This is a genomic window from Bacillus sp. DJP31 (genome assembly GCF_049310945.1).
In the GTDB taxonomy this organism is placed as follows: Bacteria; Bacillota; Bacilli; order Bacillales; family SA4; genus Bacillus_BS.
This window is the reverse complement of the sequence record NZ_JBMERO010000001.1, coordinates 297,630-313,337: the sequence shown is the minus strand read 5'-3', so window position 1 is coordinate 313,337 and position 15,708 is coordinate 297,630. Positions and strand designations below refer to the sequence as shown.

17 protein-coding genes are annotated in these 15,708 nt (G+C 38.0%); 15 read left to right on the top strand and 2 right to left on the bottom strand.

Going from position 1 to position 15,708, the window contains the following annotated elements; all coding sequences use genetic code 11:
• From def to spoVM, 10 genes are all read left to right on the top strand, one after another.
• Positions 1-456, top strand: coding sequence for a peptide deformylase (gene def, locus ACOI1C_RS01615; protein ID WP_422507314.1), 456 nt, complete (start codon positions 1-3; stop codon positions 454-456).
• 20 nt (positions 457-476) lie between these two features.
• Entirely contained in the window at positions 477-1,451 is a 975-nt protein-coding gene (gene fmt, locus ACOI1C_RS01610) for a methionyl-tRNA formyltransferase (RefSeq protein WP_422507312.1), read from the top strand.
• Entirely contained in the window at positions 1,423-2,787 is a 1,365-nt protein-coding gene (rsmB, locus tag ACOI1C_RS01605; RefSeq protein ID WP_422507310.1) for a 16S rRNA (cytosine(967)-C(5))-methyltransferase RsmB, read from the top strand. The genes fmt and rsmB overlap by 29 nt, the downstream gene beginning before the upstream one ends.
• Positions 2,766-3,881, top strand: a complete 1,116-nt coding sequence (gene rlmN / locus ACOI1C_RS01600) for a 23S rRNA (adenine(2503)-C(2))-methyltransferase RlmN (RefSeq protein WP_422507308.1) — start codon at positions 2,766-2,768, stop codon at positions 3,879-3,881. The genes rsmB and rlmN overlap by 22 nt, the downstream gene beginning before the upstream one ends.
• Before the next feature lies 1 nt (position 3,882).
• Complete coding sequence (locus ACOI1C_RS01595; RefSeq protein ID WP_422507306.1) at positions 3,883-4,644, top strand: Stp1/IreP family PP2C-type Ser/Thr phosphatase; 762 nt, start codon at positions 3,883-3,885, stop codon at positions 4,642-4,644.
• Positions 4,644-6,593, top strand: a complete 1,950-nt coding sequence (gene pknB, locus ACOI1C_RS01590; RefSeq protein ID WP_422507304.1) for a Stk1 family PASTA domain-containing Ser/Thr kinase — start codon at positions 4,644-4,646, stop codon at positions 6,591-6,593. Before ACOI1C_RS01595 ends, pknB begins: the two co-directional genes overlap by 1 nt.
• A gap of 15 nt (positions 6,594-6,608) precedes the next feature.
• The gene (rsgA, locus tag ACOI1C_RS01585) at positions 6,609-7,490 is read left to right on the top strand and encodes a ribosome small subunit-dependent GTPase A (protein WP_422507302.1); all 882 of its coding nucleotides are present in this window, start codon (positions 6,609-6,611) and stop codon (positions 7,488-7,490) included.
• Between the two features lie 2 nt (positions 7,491-7,492).
• The gene (rpe, locus tag ACOI1C_RS01580) at positions 7,493-8,137 is read left to right on the top strand and encodes a ribulose-phosphate 3-epimerase (RefSeq protein WP_422507300.1); all 645 of its coding nucleotides are present in this window, start codon (positions 7,493-7,495) and stop codon (positions 8,135-8,137) included.
• A gap of 90 nt (positions 8,138-8,227) precedes the next feature.
• Positions 8,228-8,881 carry a thiamine diphosphokinase gene (locus ACOI1C_RS01575; protein WP_422507298.1) on the top strand — a complete coding sequence of 218 codons (654 nt, stop codon included), beginning with the start codon at positions 8,228-8,230 and terminating at the stop codon, positions 8,879-8,881.
• A gap of 106 nt (positions 8,882-8,987) precedes the next feature.
• The gene (spoVM, locus tag ACOI1C_RS01570; protein ID WP_422507626.1) at positions 8,988-9,068 is read left to right on the top strand and encodes a stage V sporulation protein SpoVM; all 81 of its coding nucleotides are present in this window, start codon (positions 8,988-8,990) and stop codon (positions 9,066-9,068) included.
• A 45-nt stretch (positions 9,069-9,113) separates the two neighbouring features.
• Here the strand turns inward: spoVM and ACOI1C_RS01565 are convergent, their stop codons facing one another.
• Together ACOI1C_RS01565 and rpmB are read right to left on the bottom strand one after the other, a co-directional pair.
• On the bottom strand, positions 9,114-9,338 hold the full coding sequence (locus ACOI1C_RS01565; protein ID WP_422507296.1) for a hypothetical protein: 225 nt from the start codon (positions 9,336-9,338) through the stop codon (positions 9,114-9,116).
• 55 nt (positions 9,339-9,393) lie between these two features.
• Positions 9,394-9,582, bottom strand: a complete 189-nt coding sequence (rpmB, locus tag ACOI1C_RS01560) for a 50S ribosomal protein L28 (RefSeq protein WP_422507294.1) — start codon at positions 9,580-9,582, stop codon at positions 9,394-9,396.
• Between the two features lie 338 nt (positions 9,583-9,920).
• On the opposite strand from rpmB, the gene ACOI1C_RS01555 reads away from it, so the two are divergent.
• From ACOI1C_RS01555 to recG, 5 genes are all read left to right on the top strand, one after another.
• Entirely contained in the window at positions 9,921-10,283 is a 363-nt protein-coding gene (locus ACOI1C_RS01555) for an Asp23/Gls24 family envelope stress response protein (protein WP_422507292.1), read from the top strand.
• Positions 10,284-10,299: 16 nt separating this feature from the next.
• Positions 10,300-11,982: a DAK2 domain-containing protein gene (locus ACOI1C_RS01550; RefSeq protein ID WP_422507290.1), complete on the top strand. Its 1,683-nt coding sequence runs from the start codon at positions 10,300-10,302 to the stop codon at positions 11,980-11,982.
• A 61-nt stretch (positions 11,983-12,043) separates the two neighbouring features.
• Positions 12,044-12,706, top strand: coding sequence for an L-serine ammonia-lyase, iron-sulfur-dependent subunit beta (sdaAB, locus tag ACOI1C_RS01545; protein ID WP_422507288.1), 663 nt, complete (start codon positions 12,044-12,046; stop codon positions 12,704-12,706).
• Positions 12,707-12,774: 68 nt separating this feature from the next.
• Complete coding sequence (gene sdaAA, locus ACOI1C_RS01540; RefSeq protein WP_422507286.1) at positions 12,775-13,662, top strand: L-serine ammonia-lyase, iron-sulfur-dependent, subunit alpha; 888 nt, start codon at positions 12,775-12,777, stop codon at positions 13,660-13,662.
• Positions 13,655-15,703, top strand: coding sequence for an ATP-dependent DNA helicase RecG (recG, locus tag ACOI1C_RS01535; RefSeq protein WP_422507624.1), 2,049 nt, complete (start codon positions 13,655-13,657; stop codon positions 15,701-15,703). The genes sdaAA and recG overlap by 8 nt, the downstream gene beginning before the upstream one ends.
• Positions 15,704-15,708 lie beyond the last annotated feature (5 nt).

Sequence of the window (15,708 nt, the reverse complement as noted above, 5' to 3'; positions counted from 1 at the left end):
ATGAGTAAAATAACGATTTTGACCTACCCGAATGAGCTTTTACAACAACACTGTGAACAAGTGAAGGTTTTTAATATAGAGCTTCGGAGATTATTAAACAGCATGCATAAAGCGATGACCGCTGCAGATGGAGTTGGGTTAGCAGCTCCACAAATAGGGCTACTGAAACAAATTGCTATCGTAGAAAATGAGGATGAAGAAATCATCCATTTGATAAATCCGGTCATCCTTGATAAATCCGGAAGTCAACTAGGACTTGAGGGTTGTCTTAGTTTTCCAGGATTATTTGGTGAAGTGGAGAGGCCATATTATGTTAAGGTTCGTGCTCAAGATAAATTAGGTAGATTTTTTGTTCTAGAAGCAGAGGAGTATTTTGCTCGTGTAATACTTCATGAAATCGATCATTTAAACGGCATTTTATTCCCTTCAAAAGCAGTAACACTATATAACGAGTAGTTGACCTAGGAGGTAGAGGAATGATAAATATAGTGTTTATGGGGACACCTGATTTTTCTGTCCCGGTTTTACAAAGAATCATAAAGGACGGCTACAATGTGATTGGAGTCGTTACTCAACCAGATCGTCCAAAGGGAAGAAAAAGAGAATTAACTCCTCCGCCAGTAAAAGTAGAAGCATTAAAGCACGGTATTCCTGTGTTTCAGCCAGAGAAAATACGAGTAGTTGAGGCTTATGTAAAAGTGATTGAATGGGGAGCAGATTTAATCATAACGGCTGCATTTGGACAAATACTACCAAAAGCTTTGCTAGAAGCACCAAAGCTTGGATGTATCAATGTTCATGCTTCACTTTTACCAGAACTTAGAGGTGGAGCACCCATTCATTATTCCATTCTTCAAGGAAAATCGAAAACAGGTGTAACGATTATGTATATGGTTGAAAAGCTAGATGCAGGTGACATTTTAACCCAAGTGGAAGTTCCTATTTTAGAGAATGATCATGTTGGTACAATGCACGACAAATTAAGCATTGCAGGCTCTAATCTTCTCTCTCATACAATTCCTTCTCTTTTAAATGGAAAACTAAAACCGATCAAGCAGAATGGATCTGAAGCGACCTTTGCCTATAATATAAAAAGGGAACAAGAACGAATTAATTGGTCCAAAAGCGGTGAAGTTATTTATAATCACATTCGTGGATTACACCCTTGGCCTGTTGCCTATACTTCTCTTCATGGAGTTGTGCTCAAGATATGGTGGGGGGAAAAGGTGAACGTTGACGCGGATGCTCAGCCAGGTCAGGTCATTCGGTTAGACCAAGATGGATTTGTCGTATCGACTGGGGACAAAATCGCAATTAAAGTAACGGACCTTCAGCCCTCTGGGAAAACTCGAATGAGTGGAAGCCAATTTTTACGTGGGGCAGGATCTGCACTTCAAGTAGGAACCTTGTTAGGAGATAATGATGAAAACAACAACAACAACGAAAACTAGGAATGTTCGCGAAGTCACATTAGACATTCTTTTGCAAATAGAAAAAAATCAAGCTTACAGTAATCTTCTATTAAATTCTGCAATAAAACATCATCAAGTTTCTTCAATTGATGTTGGGTTATTAACGGAAATTGTATATGGAACGATACAACGAAAGCTTACGTTAGATTATTACTTAAGCCCCTATCTTAAAAACCCAGGCAAGATTGAAGACTGGGTCGTAATACTATTAAGAATGACACTGTATCAAATGCATTACTTAACTAGAGTACCTGACCGAGCAGCTATTTTTGAAGCGGTTGAAGTGGCGAAAAAAAGAGGCCATAAGGGCATTGCCTCCATGGTAAACGGAGTTTTAAGGTCTGTTCAAAGAGCCGGTATTCGTCCAATAGATTGTAAGGATGATATGGAACAACTATCAATTGAAACGAGCTTTCCTTTATGGCTTGTTAAACGCTGGGTAGGTCAGTATGGTTTAGAGGAAACTAGACAATTATGTGAGGCTACCCTTCAGCATCCAATATCCTCTGCACGTGTTAACCGTTCTATTCATTCTGTGGATGAAGTTCTGAAGAAGCTAGCAGACGAAGATATTATTGCTCAAAGAGGCGAACTTTCAGTAGATTCTGTGACAATCGATAAGGGGAATTTTATTCATACAACTGCCTATCAAGAAGGCTTTTTAACCATTCAAGACGAAAGCTCTATGCTTGTAACGAGAGCACTGGGCATTAAAGAGAATGAAGTCATTTTAGATAGCTGTGCAGCTCCTGGTGGAAAAACAACGCATATTGCGGAGCTTTTACAGAATACAGGTAAGGTTGTCGCGGTTGATTTACATGAGCATAAAGTTAAGTTGATCAACGAACAAGTTGCAAGGCTTAACCTTTCCAACGTAGAAACTTTGGTAATGGATAGCCGTAAATTACTTGACCACTTTAAGAAAGAGACGTTTGATCGAATTTTAGTTGATGCTCCTTGCTCAGGTTTAGGTGTGATAAGAAGGAAGCCGGATCTTAAATATCAAAAGAACGAAAAAGATATTAAAGCCTTAGCTTCCATTCAATCTACCATATTAGAAAGTGTTGTACCGTTATTGAAAAAAGGTGGAACCCTCGTGTACAGTACCTGTACAATGGATAAAGAAGAGAATGATGAAGTTGTAGAAAGATTTTTAGAGAGTCACCCAAGCTTTGAGAGAGATCGAGAGCTTATCGAACGATTACCAAACAAAATAAGAGGAAATGCTATATATAAAGATGGACAAATCCAAATTCTTCCTCACCATTTTGGAACGGATGGATTTTTCATTGCATGTTTACGAAAGCGGGTGTAATAGTGGAAAATGTTTTATCAACAAAGAATAGTCAACTAGAAAAAGTCGTGAAACCATCAATCTATTCCCTAAGGATAGAAGAATTAGAGCAATGGTTAATTGAAAATGGTGAACCTAAATTCAGAAGCACACAGGTCTTTGAATGGCTCTATACGAAGCGTGTCACTTCATTTAGATCGATGTCAAACATCTCAAAAGCGGTTCAAGATAAGCTAGACCAAGCTTTCTCCTTATCCGAAATGAAAACAATTATTAAACAAGAATCAAAGGATGGCACCATCAAGTTTTTATTTGAACTGCATGATGGCTATTCAATTGAAACCGTGCTAATGAGACATGAGTATGGAAATTCAGTTTGTGTGACCACGCAAGTAGGATGTCGCATAGGATGTACGTTTTGTGCTTCTACATTAGGTGGATTAAAACGAAATCTTGAAGCCGGAGAAATCGTTGGACAGGTTGTAAGTGTACAAAAAGAGTTGGACGAAGGAGGAGAACGTGTTAGTCATGTCGTAATAATGGGAATAGGAGAACCTTTTGATAACTATGATGCCATGTTATCGTTTTTAAACATCATTAATCATGATAAAGGTTTAAATATTGGCGCCCGCCATATTACGGTTTCGACGAGTGGAATCATACCTAAAATCTACGCATTTGCAGATGAGTTATTACAAATTAATTTTGCCCTATCTTTACATGCACCAAACAACGAACTTCGCAGTAAGCTAATGCCAATAAACAAAGCTTATAAGTTAGATGATCTCATGAAGGCAATTCGTTACTATGTTGATAAGTCAGGTAGACGTGTAAGCTTTGAATATGGTTTATTCGGTGGCGAAAATGATTCGGTTACACACGCGGAAGACCTTGCAAAATTAATTAAGGGCATTAAATGCCACGTAAATTTAATTCCAGTAAATTACGTCCCGGAACGAGATTATGTTCGAACACCAAAGGAACAAATTTTTGAATTTGAACGGACACTAAAAAAACATGGCATTAATGTAACGATTCGAAGAGAGCATGGCCATGATATAGACGCTGCTTGCGGGCAACTCCGAGCAAAGGAGCGAAAAGAGGAGACTAGTTAAAATGGTGGGAACGTTTTTTCTGACAGATAGAGGAAGAGTTAGACAGCATAACGAGGACAATGGCGGTACTTATTACAATAAAGGAAACCAATTGTTAGCGATTGTAGCAGACGGTATGGGAGGTCATCGTGCAGGAGATGTGGCGAGTTCGATGGCAATAGGAGCTTTTGAAGAATATTGGTCTAAAACTGAAACTCTACGTACCTCTGATGAAGCAGAAAAGTGGTTAGAAAAGCACGTTAAACTTGTTAATGAGCAGGTATTTAAGCATGCAAAGGTAAATACGGAATGTGACGGGATGGGAACAACACTCGTTCTTTCAGTATGTATACAGGGTTTTATAACTTTGGCACATATTGGTGATAGCCGCTGCTACATAATTGAAAAAGGTGAGATTCTAATAGCAACTGAAGATCACTCACTGGTTAATGAACTTGTTCGTTCTGGGCAAATTTCAAAAGAGGATGCTGAGTATCATCCAAGAAAAAATGTCTTATTGCGTGCATTAGGAACGGATCTATCTGTTCAAGTAGACATTAAAACGTTAACCAACGATGACTTTGACTACATATTGCTTTGCTCTGATGGCCTTTCAAATAAGATTTCAAGTGAAGAAATAGTAAATGCACTTCAAGAAAACGTTTCATTAGAAGAGAAAGGTAAAGCACTTGTTGCTCGTGCAAATGAAAATGGTGGCGAGGATAATATTACTCTTGTGCTTATAGATTTTTCAAATGTTCAACCTGAAAGCGGTGAACGTTAATGATTGGAAGAAGACTAAGTGGGCGATATAAGGTCATTGATGCGATCGGTGGCGGTGGGATGGCCAATGTCTATTTAGCTAGAGACATGATTCTAGATCGAGATGTCGCTGTAAAAGTATTACGACCGGACTTTTCTGATGATCAAGAATTTATTCGTCGTTTTCATAGAGAAGCGCAATCTGCCACGAGTCTGAATCACCCAAACATTGTTAGCATTTATGATGTAGGTGAAGAGGACAGAATCTTCTACATCGTTATGGAACTTATTGAAGGAACAACATTAAAACAATATATTCAAAAATATGGACCACTCTCAAATGAAGAGAGTGTAAATATTATGCTTCAGTTAACATCTGCTATTGCAAATGCTCATGAAAATCAAATTGTCCACCGAGATATAAAACCACAAAATATATTAATAGATGAAAACGGTGTAGTTAAAGTAACAGATTTTGGCATTGCTGTAGCTTTAAGTTCGACCACGATTACTCAGACGAATTCATTTCTTGGGTCTGTACACTATCTATCCCCTGAACAAGCACGTGGTGGAATGGCAACAAAGAAATCTGACATTTATTCTTTAGGTATTGTTATGTTTGAGCTGATTACAGGAAGACTTCCGTTTTTTGGAGAATCTGCTGTTTCAATCGCTTTAAAGCACTTACAAAATGAAACTCCATCACCGAAACGATGGAACCCGTCCCTTCCACAAAGCTTAGAAAATATTATTTTAAAATCCACAGCCAAGGATACCTTTCATCGATATGACTCAATTGAAGCTATGGAAGTGGACTTAAGAACATCTTTAGAGCCGCGTCGTTTACATGAGGCTCCTTTCAAGGTTCCACAGCTTGAGGGGGATGTTACAAAAGCAATACCTATCATTACAAACGAAAAAATGTTTGAAAATAATAATTCTGATGAAACGATTGTTCATAGTGATAAGAAAAAAGAAGAGCCGAAGAAGAAAAATAGAGGAAAGAAAATAGCCATTTGGGTAATCACTATTTTCTTCTTATTAGCAGCTGCTGGTGTGGCTTCTATTACCATTATTCCATCATTGTTTATGCCAGGGGATGTAACAGTTCCAGATGTAACTAATGAAGACTATAGAACTGCATACAATGAACTAGATACACTTGGTCTTATTATCGGTGAACCAGTAGTAGAAGTTTTCGATGATGAAATAGAAGAAGGGAAAGTAGTAAAAACAATCCCTAAAGCTGGAGAGGTTGCCAAGGAAGGCTCTGAAATCATCATATATACAAGCAAAGGGAAAGAAAAAGAAGAATTAGTTAACTTTATTGGGCAAAACATAGATGAAGTAAAGAAACAGCTCCAATCAAAGGTGAAAAATATTGAGGAAAGACTACAATATTCTCAGGATATACCTGCTGGTGAGATTTATGATCAATACCCTAAACCAGGAGAATTTTTATTAGAAGAAACGGAGGTCATTTTTTTCATAAGCGAAGGACCTGCGCCGTTTAATTTAAATAACTTAGAGAGATTAACATTGATTCAAGTAGAGAATTATGTATCTGACAAGATTCTTATCCTTGAGAAAATTACAAAAGTACATTCCGAGGAGTTTGAAGAAGGGTTAGTTATCACACAGAATCCCGCACCTGGTACTCAACTAAAAGCGGGTGATAGTATAACTGTCACGGTTTCTTTAGGACCTGAAGAAAAGCCACCGAAATCTGTTTCAAGAGAAGTTACTGTTCTCTATGAACCTATCGAAGAAGGTAAGCCACAAGAGGTCCAAATCTATGTGTTTGATTTAGATCATAATGAAAGCAATGCACTAGTTATTTCTGAAAAAATAACAAAAGACAAAAAGTTTAAAATCGACTTACAAATTCCTTATGCTAATAGCGCAACGTATAGAATTGAAAGAGATGGAACAGTTACAGAAGAAACCACCGTTACTTATGAAGAAGAGTAAACAAGGAGTGAGGGTATGCCAGAAGGCAAAATTATTAAAGCTTTAAGCGGTTTTTACTATGTTAAGAACGAAGAGGGTATCACCCAATGCCGTGGTAGAGGGATATTTCGACTAAATAAAGTCACTCCACTTGTTGGTGACCAAGTTGTCTTCCAAGCTGAAAATAAGCGTGAAGGCTATTTAATGGAAGTTGCAGGACGAAAAAACGACTTAATCCGTCCACCAATTGCGAATGTCGATCAAGCCATATTAGTGTTTTCAGCTATTCAGCCTAATTTTAACCCGTTATTACTAGACCGCTTTCTCGTTTTAATTGAGTCTAAACGTATTTTACCTATAATCTGTATCAGTAAAATAGATATTATTACAGTTGAGGAACGGGCAAGCATTGAACAATTTGCATCCCAGTATCGAGATGTAGGATATGACGTGTTGCTTACTTCAACAGATGACCAACAAACGATCGACCTTTTACTACCCTATTTTGAAAATAAATTAACTGTTTTTGCGGGCCAATCAGGTGTTGGTAAGTCGTCCATTTTACAGACATTACGTCCAGATTTGGTCATAAAAACCGATGAAATATCTACTCATCTAGGTCGAGGGAAACATACAACGCGTCACGTAGAGCTGATAGAGATTGGCAATGGTCTTGTTGCTGATACACCTGGATTTAGTTCATTGGAGTTTTCGGAACTTGAGGTTACTGACCTCTCGAACTGTTTTCCAGAGATGAGAAGAATACATGAAGAATGTAAATTTAGAGGTTGTACTCATCTTTCTGAGCCCAAATGTGCTGTAAAAAAAGCTTTAGATGAAGGAAGTATTATGGAGTATCGATATGAGAACTATTTAGAATTTCTTCAAGAAATAAAAGATCGAAAGCCGAGGTATTAAGGATGCTTAAAATCGCTCCCTCCATATTATCAGCTGATTTTGCCAAGCTTGGTGAAGAAATTATTGATGTTCAAAAAGCAGGGGCAGATTATATTCATGTTGATGTGATGGACGGGCACTTTGTGCCCAATATTACAATTGGACCGTTAATTGTAGAAGCAATACGGCCTGTAACCAAATTGCCGCTTGATGTTCATTTAATGATTCAGAACCCAGACTTGTTCATAGATCGCTTTGTAAAAGCTGGTGCAGATATCATTTCTGTCCATGTAGAAGCTTGTAATCACTTACATCGAACCATTCAGCTGATAAAAGACTATGGAATAAAAGCCGGTGTAGTTTTGAATCCCGCGACACCTGCAGAAATGATTGAACCGATACTCGATGATTTGGATTTAATCCTTATCATGACTGTAAACCCTGGTTTTGGAGGGCAGCAGTTTATCTCAACAACTCTTCCAAAAATACGGAAAATTTCGCAATGGATCAAGGATAGGAACCTGTCAACTGAGCTAGAAGTTGATGGAGGAATAAATCCTAAAACAGCTTCGTTATGTGTGGAAGCTGGCGCGAATGTTCTTGTTGCAGGATCTGCAATTTTCAATGAAATTGACAGATTTAAAGCAATCCAATCACTTAAAGGATAGTAGAATATAGGTTATCAATGAAAGTAGACTGTTTCCTTATGCAGTCTACTTTTTTAGCAAAGGAAGAATATCTAATAAAGGTGGTATAAGATGATTTTTCATATCATGGCAGGTGGCCCAATCGAGATGCTACCTGAAATTGCCCATTATAAGTCTGATCCAGTTTCTTGGATTGGTGTAGATCGAGGACTGTTAACTTTATTAAATCTTGGAATCACTCCGGTAAAAGGAATAGGTGATTTTGATTCGGTAACAGAAGCTGAGCTAAAGTGGGTAAAAAGAAATTACGCCCATTTAGACATATCTCCTGCTGAAAAAGATCAAACAGATACTGAGCTTGCCGTTAATTGGTGTTTAGCTCAAAAACCTAATAAAATTAGGATCTTTGGAGCTACGGGAGGTAGACTCGACCATGCTTTAGCTAATATGCAACTCTTGATGAAAGGGGTATCACAAGAGATAGTTATTGAGATTATTGATAGGCAAAATATTCTTACTCTTTTGTCTCCAAATACATATAACTTTGAACAACATGAGGAGTATCCTTATGTTTCCTTTCTACCCTTTTCTAGAGAGGTTCATGGAATTACACTCAATGGGTTTAAATATCCTTTAACAAACCGAAGCATTGAATGGGGTACAACCTTATGTGTAAGTAATGAAATAATTGAACAAATGGGTACTTTTTCATTTAGTGAGGGCATAGTCATAATGGTAAAGAGTAAAGATTTAGGTGCAGGATAAAGATTTATTCAATTAGGTACTATTTTAGGCTTTACGAATATACTTATAATGAAATCGTCTATGAATTTTATTTTAAAAGTAGCATGTCTATAATAGGAGGGACAATATGAGATTTTATACAATTAAGCTTCCGAAATTCCTGGGTGGTATAGTGAGAGCTGTACTTGGATCGTTCAAAAAAAATTAGTTAGAAGCACCTTTGGGTTAAATGTGCTTTTTTTGTGGTATTAGGCTAGATATTTCCACTCCCCACCTGAATTTCATTCAGGTGGGGAGTGGAGAGGCATATTCGGGGAAGGGCGGCCTCGGCTCCAAAACCAAAACCAAAACCAAAACCAAAACCAAAACCAAAACCAAAACCAAAACCAAAACCAAAACCAAAACCAAAACCAAAACCAAAACCAAAACCAAAACCAAAACCAAAACCTAAAAGAAAAAAGAAAAAAGAAAAACCCAAGACAAATGAAAAAGACGGTGGGGATCCACCGTCTTTTTATCGTGCTATCATTTTATTATACGCGTTCTACTTTACCAGACTTAAGTGCTCTAGCAGATACATATACACGCTTTGGTTTACCGTTTATAAGAATGCGAACCTTTTGTAGGTTTGCTCCCCAAGAACGCTTAGTTGAGTTCATCGCATGTGAACGAGCATTTCCGAAAGAAGTTTTTTTACCAGTTATTACACATTTACGAGCCATTTTAATTTCCCTCCTTGCAACAATCTACATCAAGTACTTATTATATTTTTTGATAAGCACTCTACTACTACATATGAGATAAAAACACTTTTTAACTTTATCATATCGATTAATAGAATGCAATAATCTTATCAAGAAAAAAACCTTGACATAGTATTTTTTCATTTGCCGTATAATAAATGATGATGGGATTACTTGAACACTTAGGTTATGCTTTTAAATTGCATTATTGTATAGTAAAATGACGATAGCTGTGTTAAAAAACCCAAACATATAATGGTCTCCTATGTCTGGAACTTAAATAAAGCAAGTTCGATTTTTCAAAGGGGGAAGAATAAATGTCCATTGAAATGAAAACACAATATGGAAATATTGATATTTCCAACGATGTAATTGCTACCATTGCAGGAGGGGCTGCCATTGAATGCTATGGAATTGTAGGAATGGCATCAAAGAAGCAACTGAAAGATGGGATTACAGAAATATTGAAAAAGGAAAACTTTACCAAAGGTGTGCTCGTTCGCCAAGTTAGTGACGAGATTCACATTGATATGTACATTATTGTCAGTTACGGTACGAAAATCTCTGAAATTGCACATAATGTTCAAACAAAGGTAAAGTATACGTTGGACCAAACTTTGGGACTTGCTGTTGAGACAGTGAATATTTATGTGCAAGGAGTTCGTGTAACGAACGTATAATGAGGAGGAAGTCGTAGTGACAATTACAAAATTGGATGGGAAACGTTTTGCGCAAATGGTTATTCAGGGTGCGGAAAACTTATCAAACAACGTGATTATGGTTGATGCCTTAAACGTTTTTCCAGTTCCTGATGGTGATACTGGTACTAATATGAACTTATCTATTAGTTCTGGTGCAAAAGAAGTAAGAAATAATGTCAACTCTCATATTGGTAAAGCTGGGGCAAGTTTAGCTAAAGGTCTTTTAATGGGCGCAAGAGGAAACTCAGGTGTTATTCTTTCGCAACTATTTAGAGGCTTTGCAAAATCAATCGAACATAAGGAAACCATTAATAGCATGGAGTTTGCAGCTGCATTAGAAGCAGGAGTAGAAACAGCTTATAAAGCAGTAATGAAACCAGTAGAAGGAACCATATTAACAGTTGCAAAGGATGCTGCTAAAAAAGCCGTAATCGTTGCAAAGAAAGAAAAAGATATCATTGTCCTAATGGAAGAAGTTCTAAAGGAAGCTAGGGCGTCACTTGAGCGGACTCCTGATCTATTACCTATTCTAAAAGAAGTGGGAGTAGTAGATAGTGGTGGACAAGGACTAGTTATTGTGTACGAAGGTTTTCTTGCAGAATTAAAGGGTGAAGAATTGCCAACAGCTTCTGCTACGGGTCCTTCTATGTCTGAGTTAGTAAATGCAGAACACCATAAAAGCGTTCAAAGTCATATGAGTACTCTAGATATTGAGTTTGGATATTGTACGGAATTTATGGTCCGATTTGAAGAAGATAAATTAAAGGACAATCCATTTTCTGAAGAAGTGTTTAGATTGGATCTGAGTAACCATGGTGACTCCTTGTTAGTAGTAGCCGATGAAGAACTTGTTAAAGTACATATTCATGCCGAGTATCCTGGAGAAGTTCTGACATATGGACAAAAGTACGGAAGCTTAATTAACCTTAAAATAGATAATATGAGACAACAGCACAGTAATATCTTGTTTGAAGATGAACGCCATGAACGACCGACCCCGACTCCAAAAAAGAAAAAAAAGTCCGAGTATGGAGTTGTAGCCGTCGCGATGGGTTCAGGGATTGCTGACCTATTCAAAAGTTTAGGTGCGGGTGCCGTCATAGAAGGCGGACAAACAATGAATCCCAGCACAGAGGATATCGTCAAAGCAATAGAGGAAGTTAATGCAAAGCATGTTTATATTCTACCAAACAATAGTAATATTGTGATGGCAGCACAGCAGGCATCTTCTGTTATGGGTGACCACGTGGCCGTTATTCCTTCTAAAACTGTACCCCAAGGAATGGCAGCCTTACTAGCATTTAACCCTTCCATTTCAATGAATGAAAATACAGATTTAATGAAAGAAGCTCTTTCAAAAGTAAAAACAGGACAAGTAACCTATGCCGTTCGTGATACAACTATTGACGGTTTAACTATTGAAAAAGATGACTTCATGGGAATCTCAAATAGTAAAATAGTCGTAACTTCAAAAGAGCAAGTTGATGTAGCACAGCAATTATTAACTTTTATGATAAGCGAAGATGATGAAATCATCACTATTCTTCAAGGTGAAGATGCAACAGATGCTGAAGTAGAAGAATTAACTGCTTTTATTAAAAATAACTACGAAGATATAGAAGTAGAAGTCCATAAAGGGAACCAACCTTTATATTCTTATATATTCTCAATCGAATAAATTTCATGAAATAGAAGGGGATTTCCCTTCTATCTCAATGTATTTGGGGAGGGGAGCACTAATGAAATACAGAAGTGTATTCGATATAATTGGTCCAATTATGATTGGTCCTTCTAGTTCACATACAGCTGGAGCTGCTAGAATTGGGAGAGTAGCGAGAAGTTTATTTGGTAGAGAGCCTAAATGGATTGACGTTTCTTTTTATGGTTCTTTTGCTAAAACGTATAAAGGTCATGGTACAGATGTTGCCATCATCGGAGGCATCCTTGATTTCGACACGTTTGATGAACGAATCATTACGTCCATGGAAATTGCAAAAAAGGCAGGCATTGCTATTACATTTAGAGAAGAAGAAGCCATTACAGACCACCCGAATACGGCAAGAGTTCGAATTGGTGATAGCTCAGGAGAGTTAGAAATTGTCGGTATTTCAATTGGTGGTGGGACGATTGAAATTACTGAATTAAACGGTTTTTTTCTTAAGTTGTCTGGTGCAAATCCTGCTATAGTAGTAGTTCATAATGACCGATATGGTGCCATTGCATCTGTATCTAACGTACTAGCAAAATATGAAATTAATATTGGTCATATGGAGGTTTCAAGGAAAGAAAAAGGTCAGCTTGCTCTAATGACAATCGAAGTTGATCAACGAATCGAAGATAATGTGATACAGGAACTTTTGAAATTACCTAATATTATTCAAGTAACAAAAATTGTTGAGTAAATAGAAAATTGTGAACGCTTTCAATAGATGCCAAGCAAGGTGATGAAAAAACAAAGGGAGGGATATCAATGTTTCGAAATGTAGCTGAACTAGTAGAGCTAGCGGAATCGAAGAAGATGAAAATCTCTGAGATTATGATTCAACAAGAAATGACTGTTTCAAACAAGTCTAGAGAGACGTTAATTGGATTAATGGAAGCCAATCTTACGGTGATGGAGCAGGCGGTTGAAAAGGGTATTGCTGGTGTCAAGTCACACTCAGGATTAACAGGTGGGGACGCTGTACTCATGCAAAAATATATTGAAAAAGGTAACTTTTTATCAGGTAGACCCATATTGGATGCTGTGAGTAAAGCTGTTGCTACAAATGAAGTGAATGCTGCAATGGGCACCATTTGTGCGACTCCAACTGCTGGATCTGCAGGAGTTGTACCTGGTACTTTATTTGCTGTCCGTGATATATTGCATCCGACTCGAGAGCAAATGGTTCAGTTCTTATTTACGGCTGGTGCATTTGGTTTTGTCGTTGCAAATAACGCCTCGATTTCGGGTGCAACTGGTGGGTGCCAAGCAGAGGTTGGATCTGCGGCGGGTATGGCAGCTGCTGCTATTGTGGAACTAGCAGGTGGAACACCTAGCCAATCTGCAGAAGCAATGGCGATCACACTGAAAAATATGCTTGGACTTGTCTGTGATCCTGTAGCCGGTTTAGTAGAGGTACCCTGTGTGAAACGAAATGCTATGGGTGCTGCCAATGCAATGGTAGCTGCAGACATGGCTTTAGCTGGTATTACAAGTAGAATCCCGTGCGACGAAGTAATTGATGCCATGTATAAAATCGGTTTAGCCATGCCTTCATCACTAAAAGAAACCGCTGAGGGAGGTTTAGCGGCTACACCAACAGGTCGAGAGCTTGAAGCGAGGATCTTTGGTTTACCGCTTAACAAAGGTGAGTAACATACTTTCTCGATCTGTAACAAATGTTAAAGGAATTGGTGAGGGGTCAGCTGGGGCATTAGCCGAGATGGGCTTGTATACAATCCAAGACCTGTTTGAACATATACCATTTCGTTATGAGGATTATAGGCTAAAGGATTTATCAGAAGTAAAGCATGAAGAACGTGTTACCTTAGAAGGGAAGGTTCATAGCGAGCCTTCTCTAACTTTTTTTGGAAAGAAGCGTTCAAAAATAATGGTGAGGATACTTGTAGATCGTTATTTGATTTCGGCCGTGTTTTTTAATCAAACTTATGTAAAAAGTAAATTAACGTTAGGGTCAACTGTCACGATTACAGGAAAGTGGGATTCTCATAGACAAACGGTTACTGTAAGTGAGATGCAAGCTGGAGAGGTTAATAGGGATATAGAATTAAAACCCATTTATCATACAAAAGGTGATGTAACCACAAAAACTCTTCGACGGTATATTGAAAATGCCTTTACGCAATATGAGGTCCATATTTTTGAAAATCTACCAAATACGTTAAGAGAACGTTATAAACTATTATCAAAGAGAGAAACTCTTAGATTGCTACATTTCCCTTTGAACTTTCATAGTGTGAAGCTTGCGAGAAGAAGAATTGTGTACGAAGAGTTCCTATTATTTCAATTAAAAATGCAAGCACTTCGTAAATATGAACGGGAAAATTCTAATGGAATAGCCCATCACTTCTCAGAAGAAAAACTTCAGTCTTTTATCGATATACTACCTTTTTCGTTAACCTCTGCTCAAAAGCGAGTTGTCGATGAACTCTCGCTTGACTTGAAATCACCCTATCGTATGAATCGGCTTTTACAAGGAGATGTTGGTTCTGGTAAAACAGTAGTGGCAGCTGTTGCCCTATATGCATGCTTTTTGTCAGGATATCAAGGAGCATTAATGGTGCCAACAGAAATCTTGGCTGAGCAACATGCGGAAGGATTAAAACAGCTTCTTGAACCTTATGGTTTAAAGGTTGAGCTTTTAACATCCTCTGTTAAGGGAAAACGAAGAAAGCAATTATTAGGCGAGCTTGTCGAAGGTGAAATTCACTTATTAATCGGAACTCATGCACTGATTCAAGAAGAAGTGAATTTTTATCGTCTTGGTCTCGTTATAACAGACGAACAACATCGCTTTGGAGTGGAACAAAGAAGGGTACTTCGTGAAAAGGGTGTATCACCAGATGTCCTCTTCATGACAGCAACCCCGATTCCTCGTACACTGGCCATAACGGCCTTCGGTGAAATGGATGTTTCAGTGATTGATGAGCTTCCTGCAGGAAGAAAGCTAATTGAAACTTACTGGGTAAAGCATGATATGCTAGATCGAATCATTGGCTTTATTGATCGCGAGCTTAAAATGGGTAGACAAGCCTATGTGATTTGTCCATTGATTGAAGAGTCTGAAAAAATCGATGTACAAAATGCCATTGATGTCCACAGTATGCTCACACATACATTTGCTTCTACCTATAAAGTTGGACTTATGCATGGAAGACTCTCTTCTGAGGAAAAAGAAAATGTAATGAAGTCCTTCAGTCTAAATGAAGTCAACGTACTGGTTTCTACAACAGTTGTAGAGGTCGGAGTCAACGTCCCAAATGCAACAATCATGATTATTTACGATGCGGAACGTTTTGGTTTGTCACAGCTACATCAGCTAAGAGGGCGAGTAGGGCGTGGAGCAGATCAATCTTACTGCATTCTTCTTGCAGATCCTAAGTCAGAAACTGGAAAAGAACGCATGCGAATCATGACTGAAACAAATGATGGATTTGTTTTATCTGAGAAAGACTTAGAACTTAGAGGACCAGGAGATTTCTTTGGTCGTAAACAAAGTGGACTTCCAGAATTTAAAATAGCTGATATGATCCATGATTACAGGGCCTTAGAAATTGCGAGGCAGGATGCAGTGAAGCTAATTAATTCAAAAGTGTTTTGGGAAAGTGAAGAATACAAAATACTTCGGGAAATGGTCGAAGTCTCAGGCGCACTATCTGGAGAAAAACTAGACTAAGTGCG

Excerpts from the sequence above, each read along its gene's own strand:
- pknB (WP_422507304.1), top strand. The coding sequence starts at position 4,644 with ATGATTGGAAGAAGACTAAGTGGGCGATATAAGGTCATTGATGCGATC.
- sdaAA (WP_422507286.1), top strand. The coding sequence starts at position 12,775 with ATGTTTCGAAATGTAGCTGAACTAGTAGAGCTAGCGGAATCGAAGAAG.
- rpmB (WP_422507294.1), bottom strand. The coding sequence starts at position 9,582 with ATGGCTCGTAAATGTGTAATAACTGGTAAAAAAACTTCTTTCGGAAAT.
- rpe (WP_422507300.1), top strand. The coding sequence starts at position 7,493 with ATGCTTAAAATCGCTCCCTCCATATTATCAGCTGATTTTGCCAAGCTT.
- sdaAB (WP_422507288.1), top strand. The coding sequence starts at position 12,044 with ATGAAATACAGAAGTGTATTCGATATAATTGGTCCAATTATGATTGGT.
- ACOI1C_RS01595 (WP_422507306.1), top strand. The coding sequence starts at position 3,883 with ATGGTGGGAACGTTTTTTCTGACAGATAGAGGAAGAGTTAGACAGCAT.
- def (WP_422507314.1), top strand. The coding sequence starts at position 1 with ATGAGTAAAATAACGATTTTGACCTACCCGAATGAGCTTTTACAACAA.
- ACOI1C_RS01575 (WP_422507298.1), top strand. The coding sequence starts at position 8,228 with ATGATTTTTCATATCATGGCAGGTGGCCCAATCGAGATGCTACCTGAA.
- ACOI1C_RS01555 (WP_422507292.1), top strand. The coding sequence starts at position 9,921 with ATGTCCATTGAAATGAAAACACAATATGGAAATATTGATATTTCCAAC.
- fmt (WP_422507312.1), top strand. The coding sequence starts at position 477 with ATGATAAATATAGTGTTTATGGGGACACCTGATTTTTCTGTCCCGGTT.
- rsgA (WP_422507302.1), top strand. The coding sequence starts at position 6,609 with ATGCCAGAAGGCAAAATTATTAAAGCTTTAAGCGGTTTTTACTATGTT.
- spoVM (WP_422507626.1), top strand. The coding sequence starts at position 8,988 with ATGAGATTTTATACAATTAAGCTTCCGAAATTCCTGGGTGGTATAGTG.
- rsmB (WP_422507310.1), top strand. The coding sequence starts at position 1,423 with ATGAAAACAACAACAACAACGAAAACTAGGAATGTTCGCGAAGTCACA.
- rlmN (WP_422507308.1), top strand. The coding sequence starts at position 2,766 with ATGTTTACGAAAGCGGGTGTAATAGTGGAAAATGTTTTATCAACAAAG.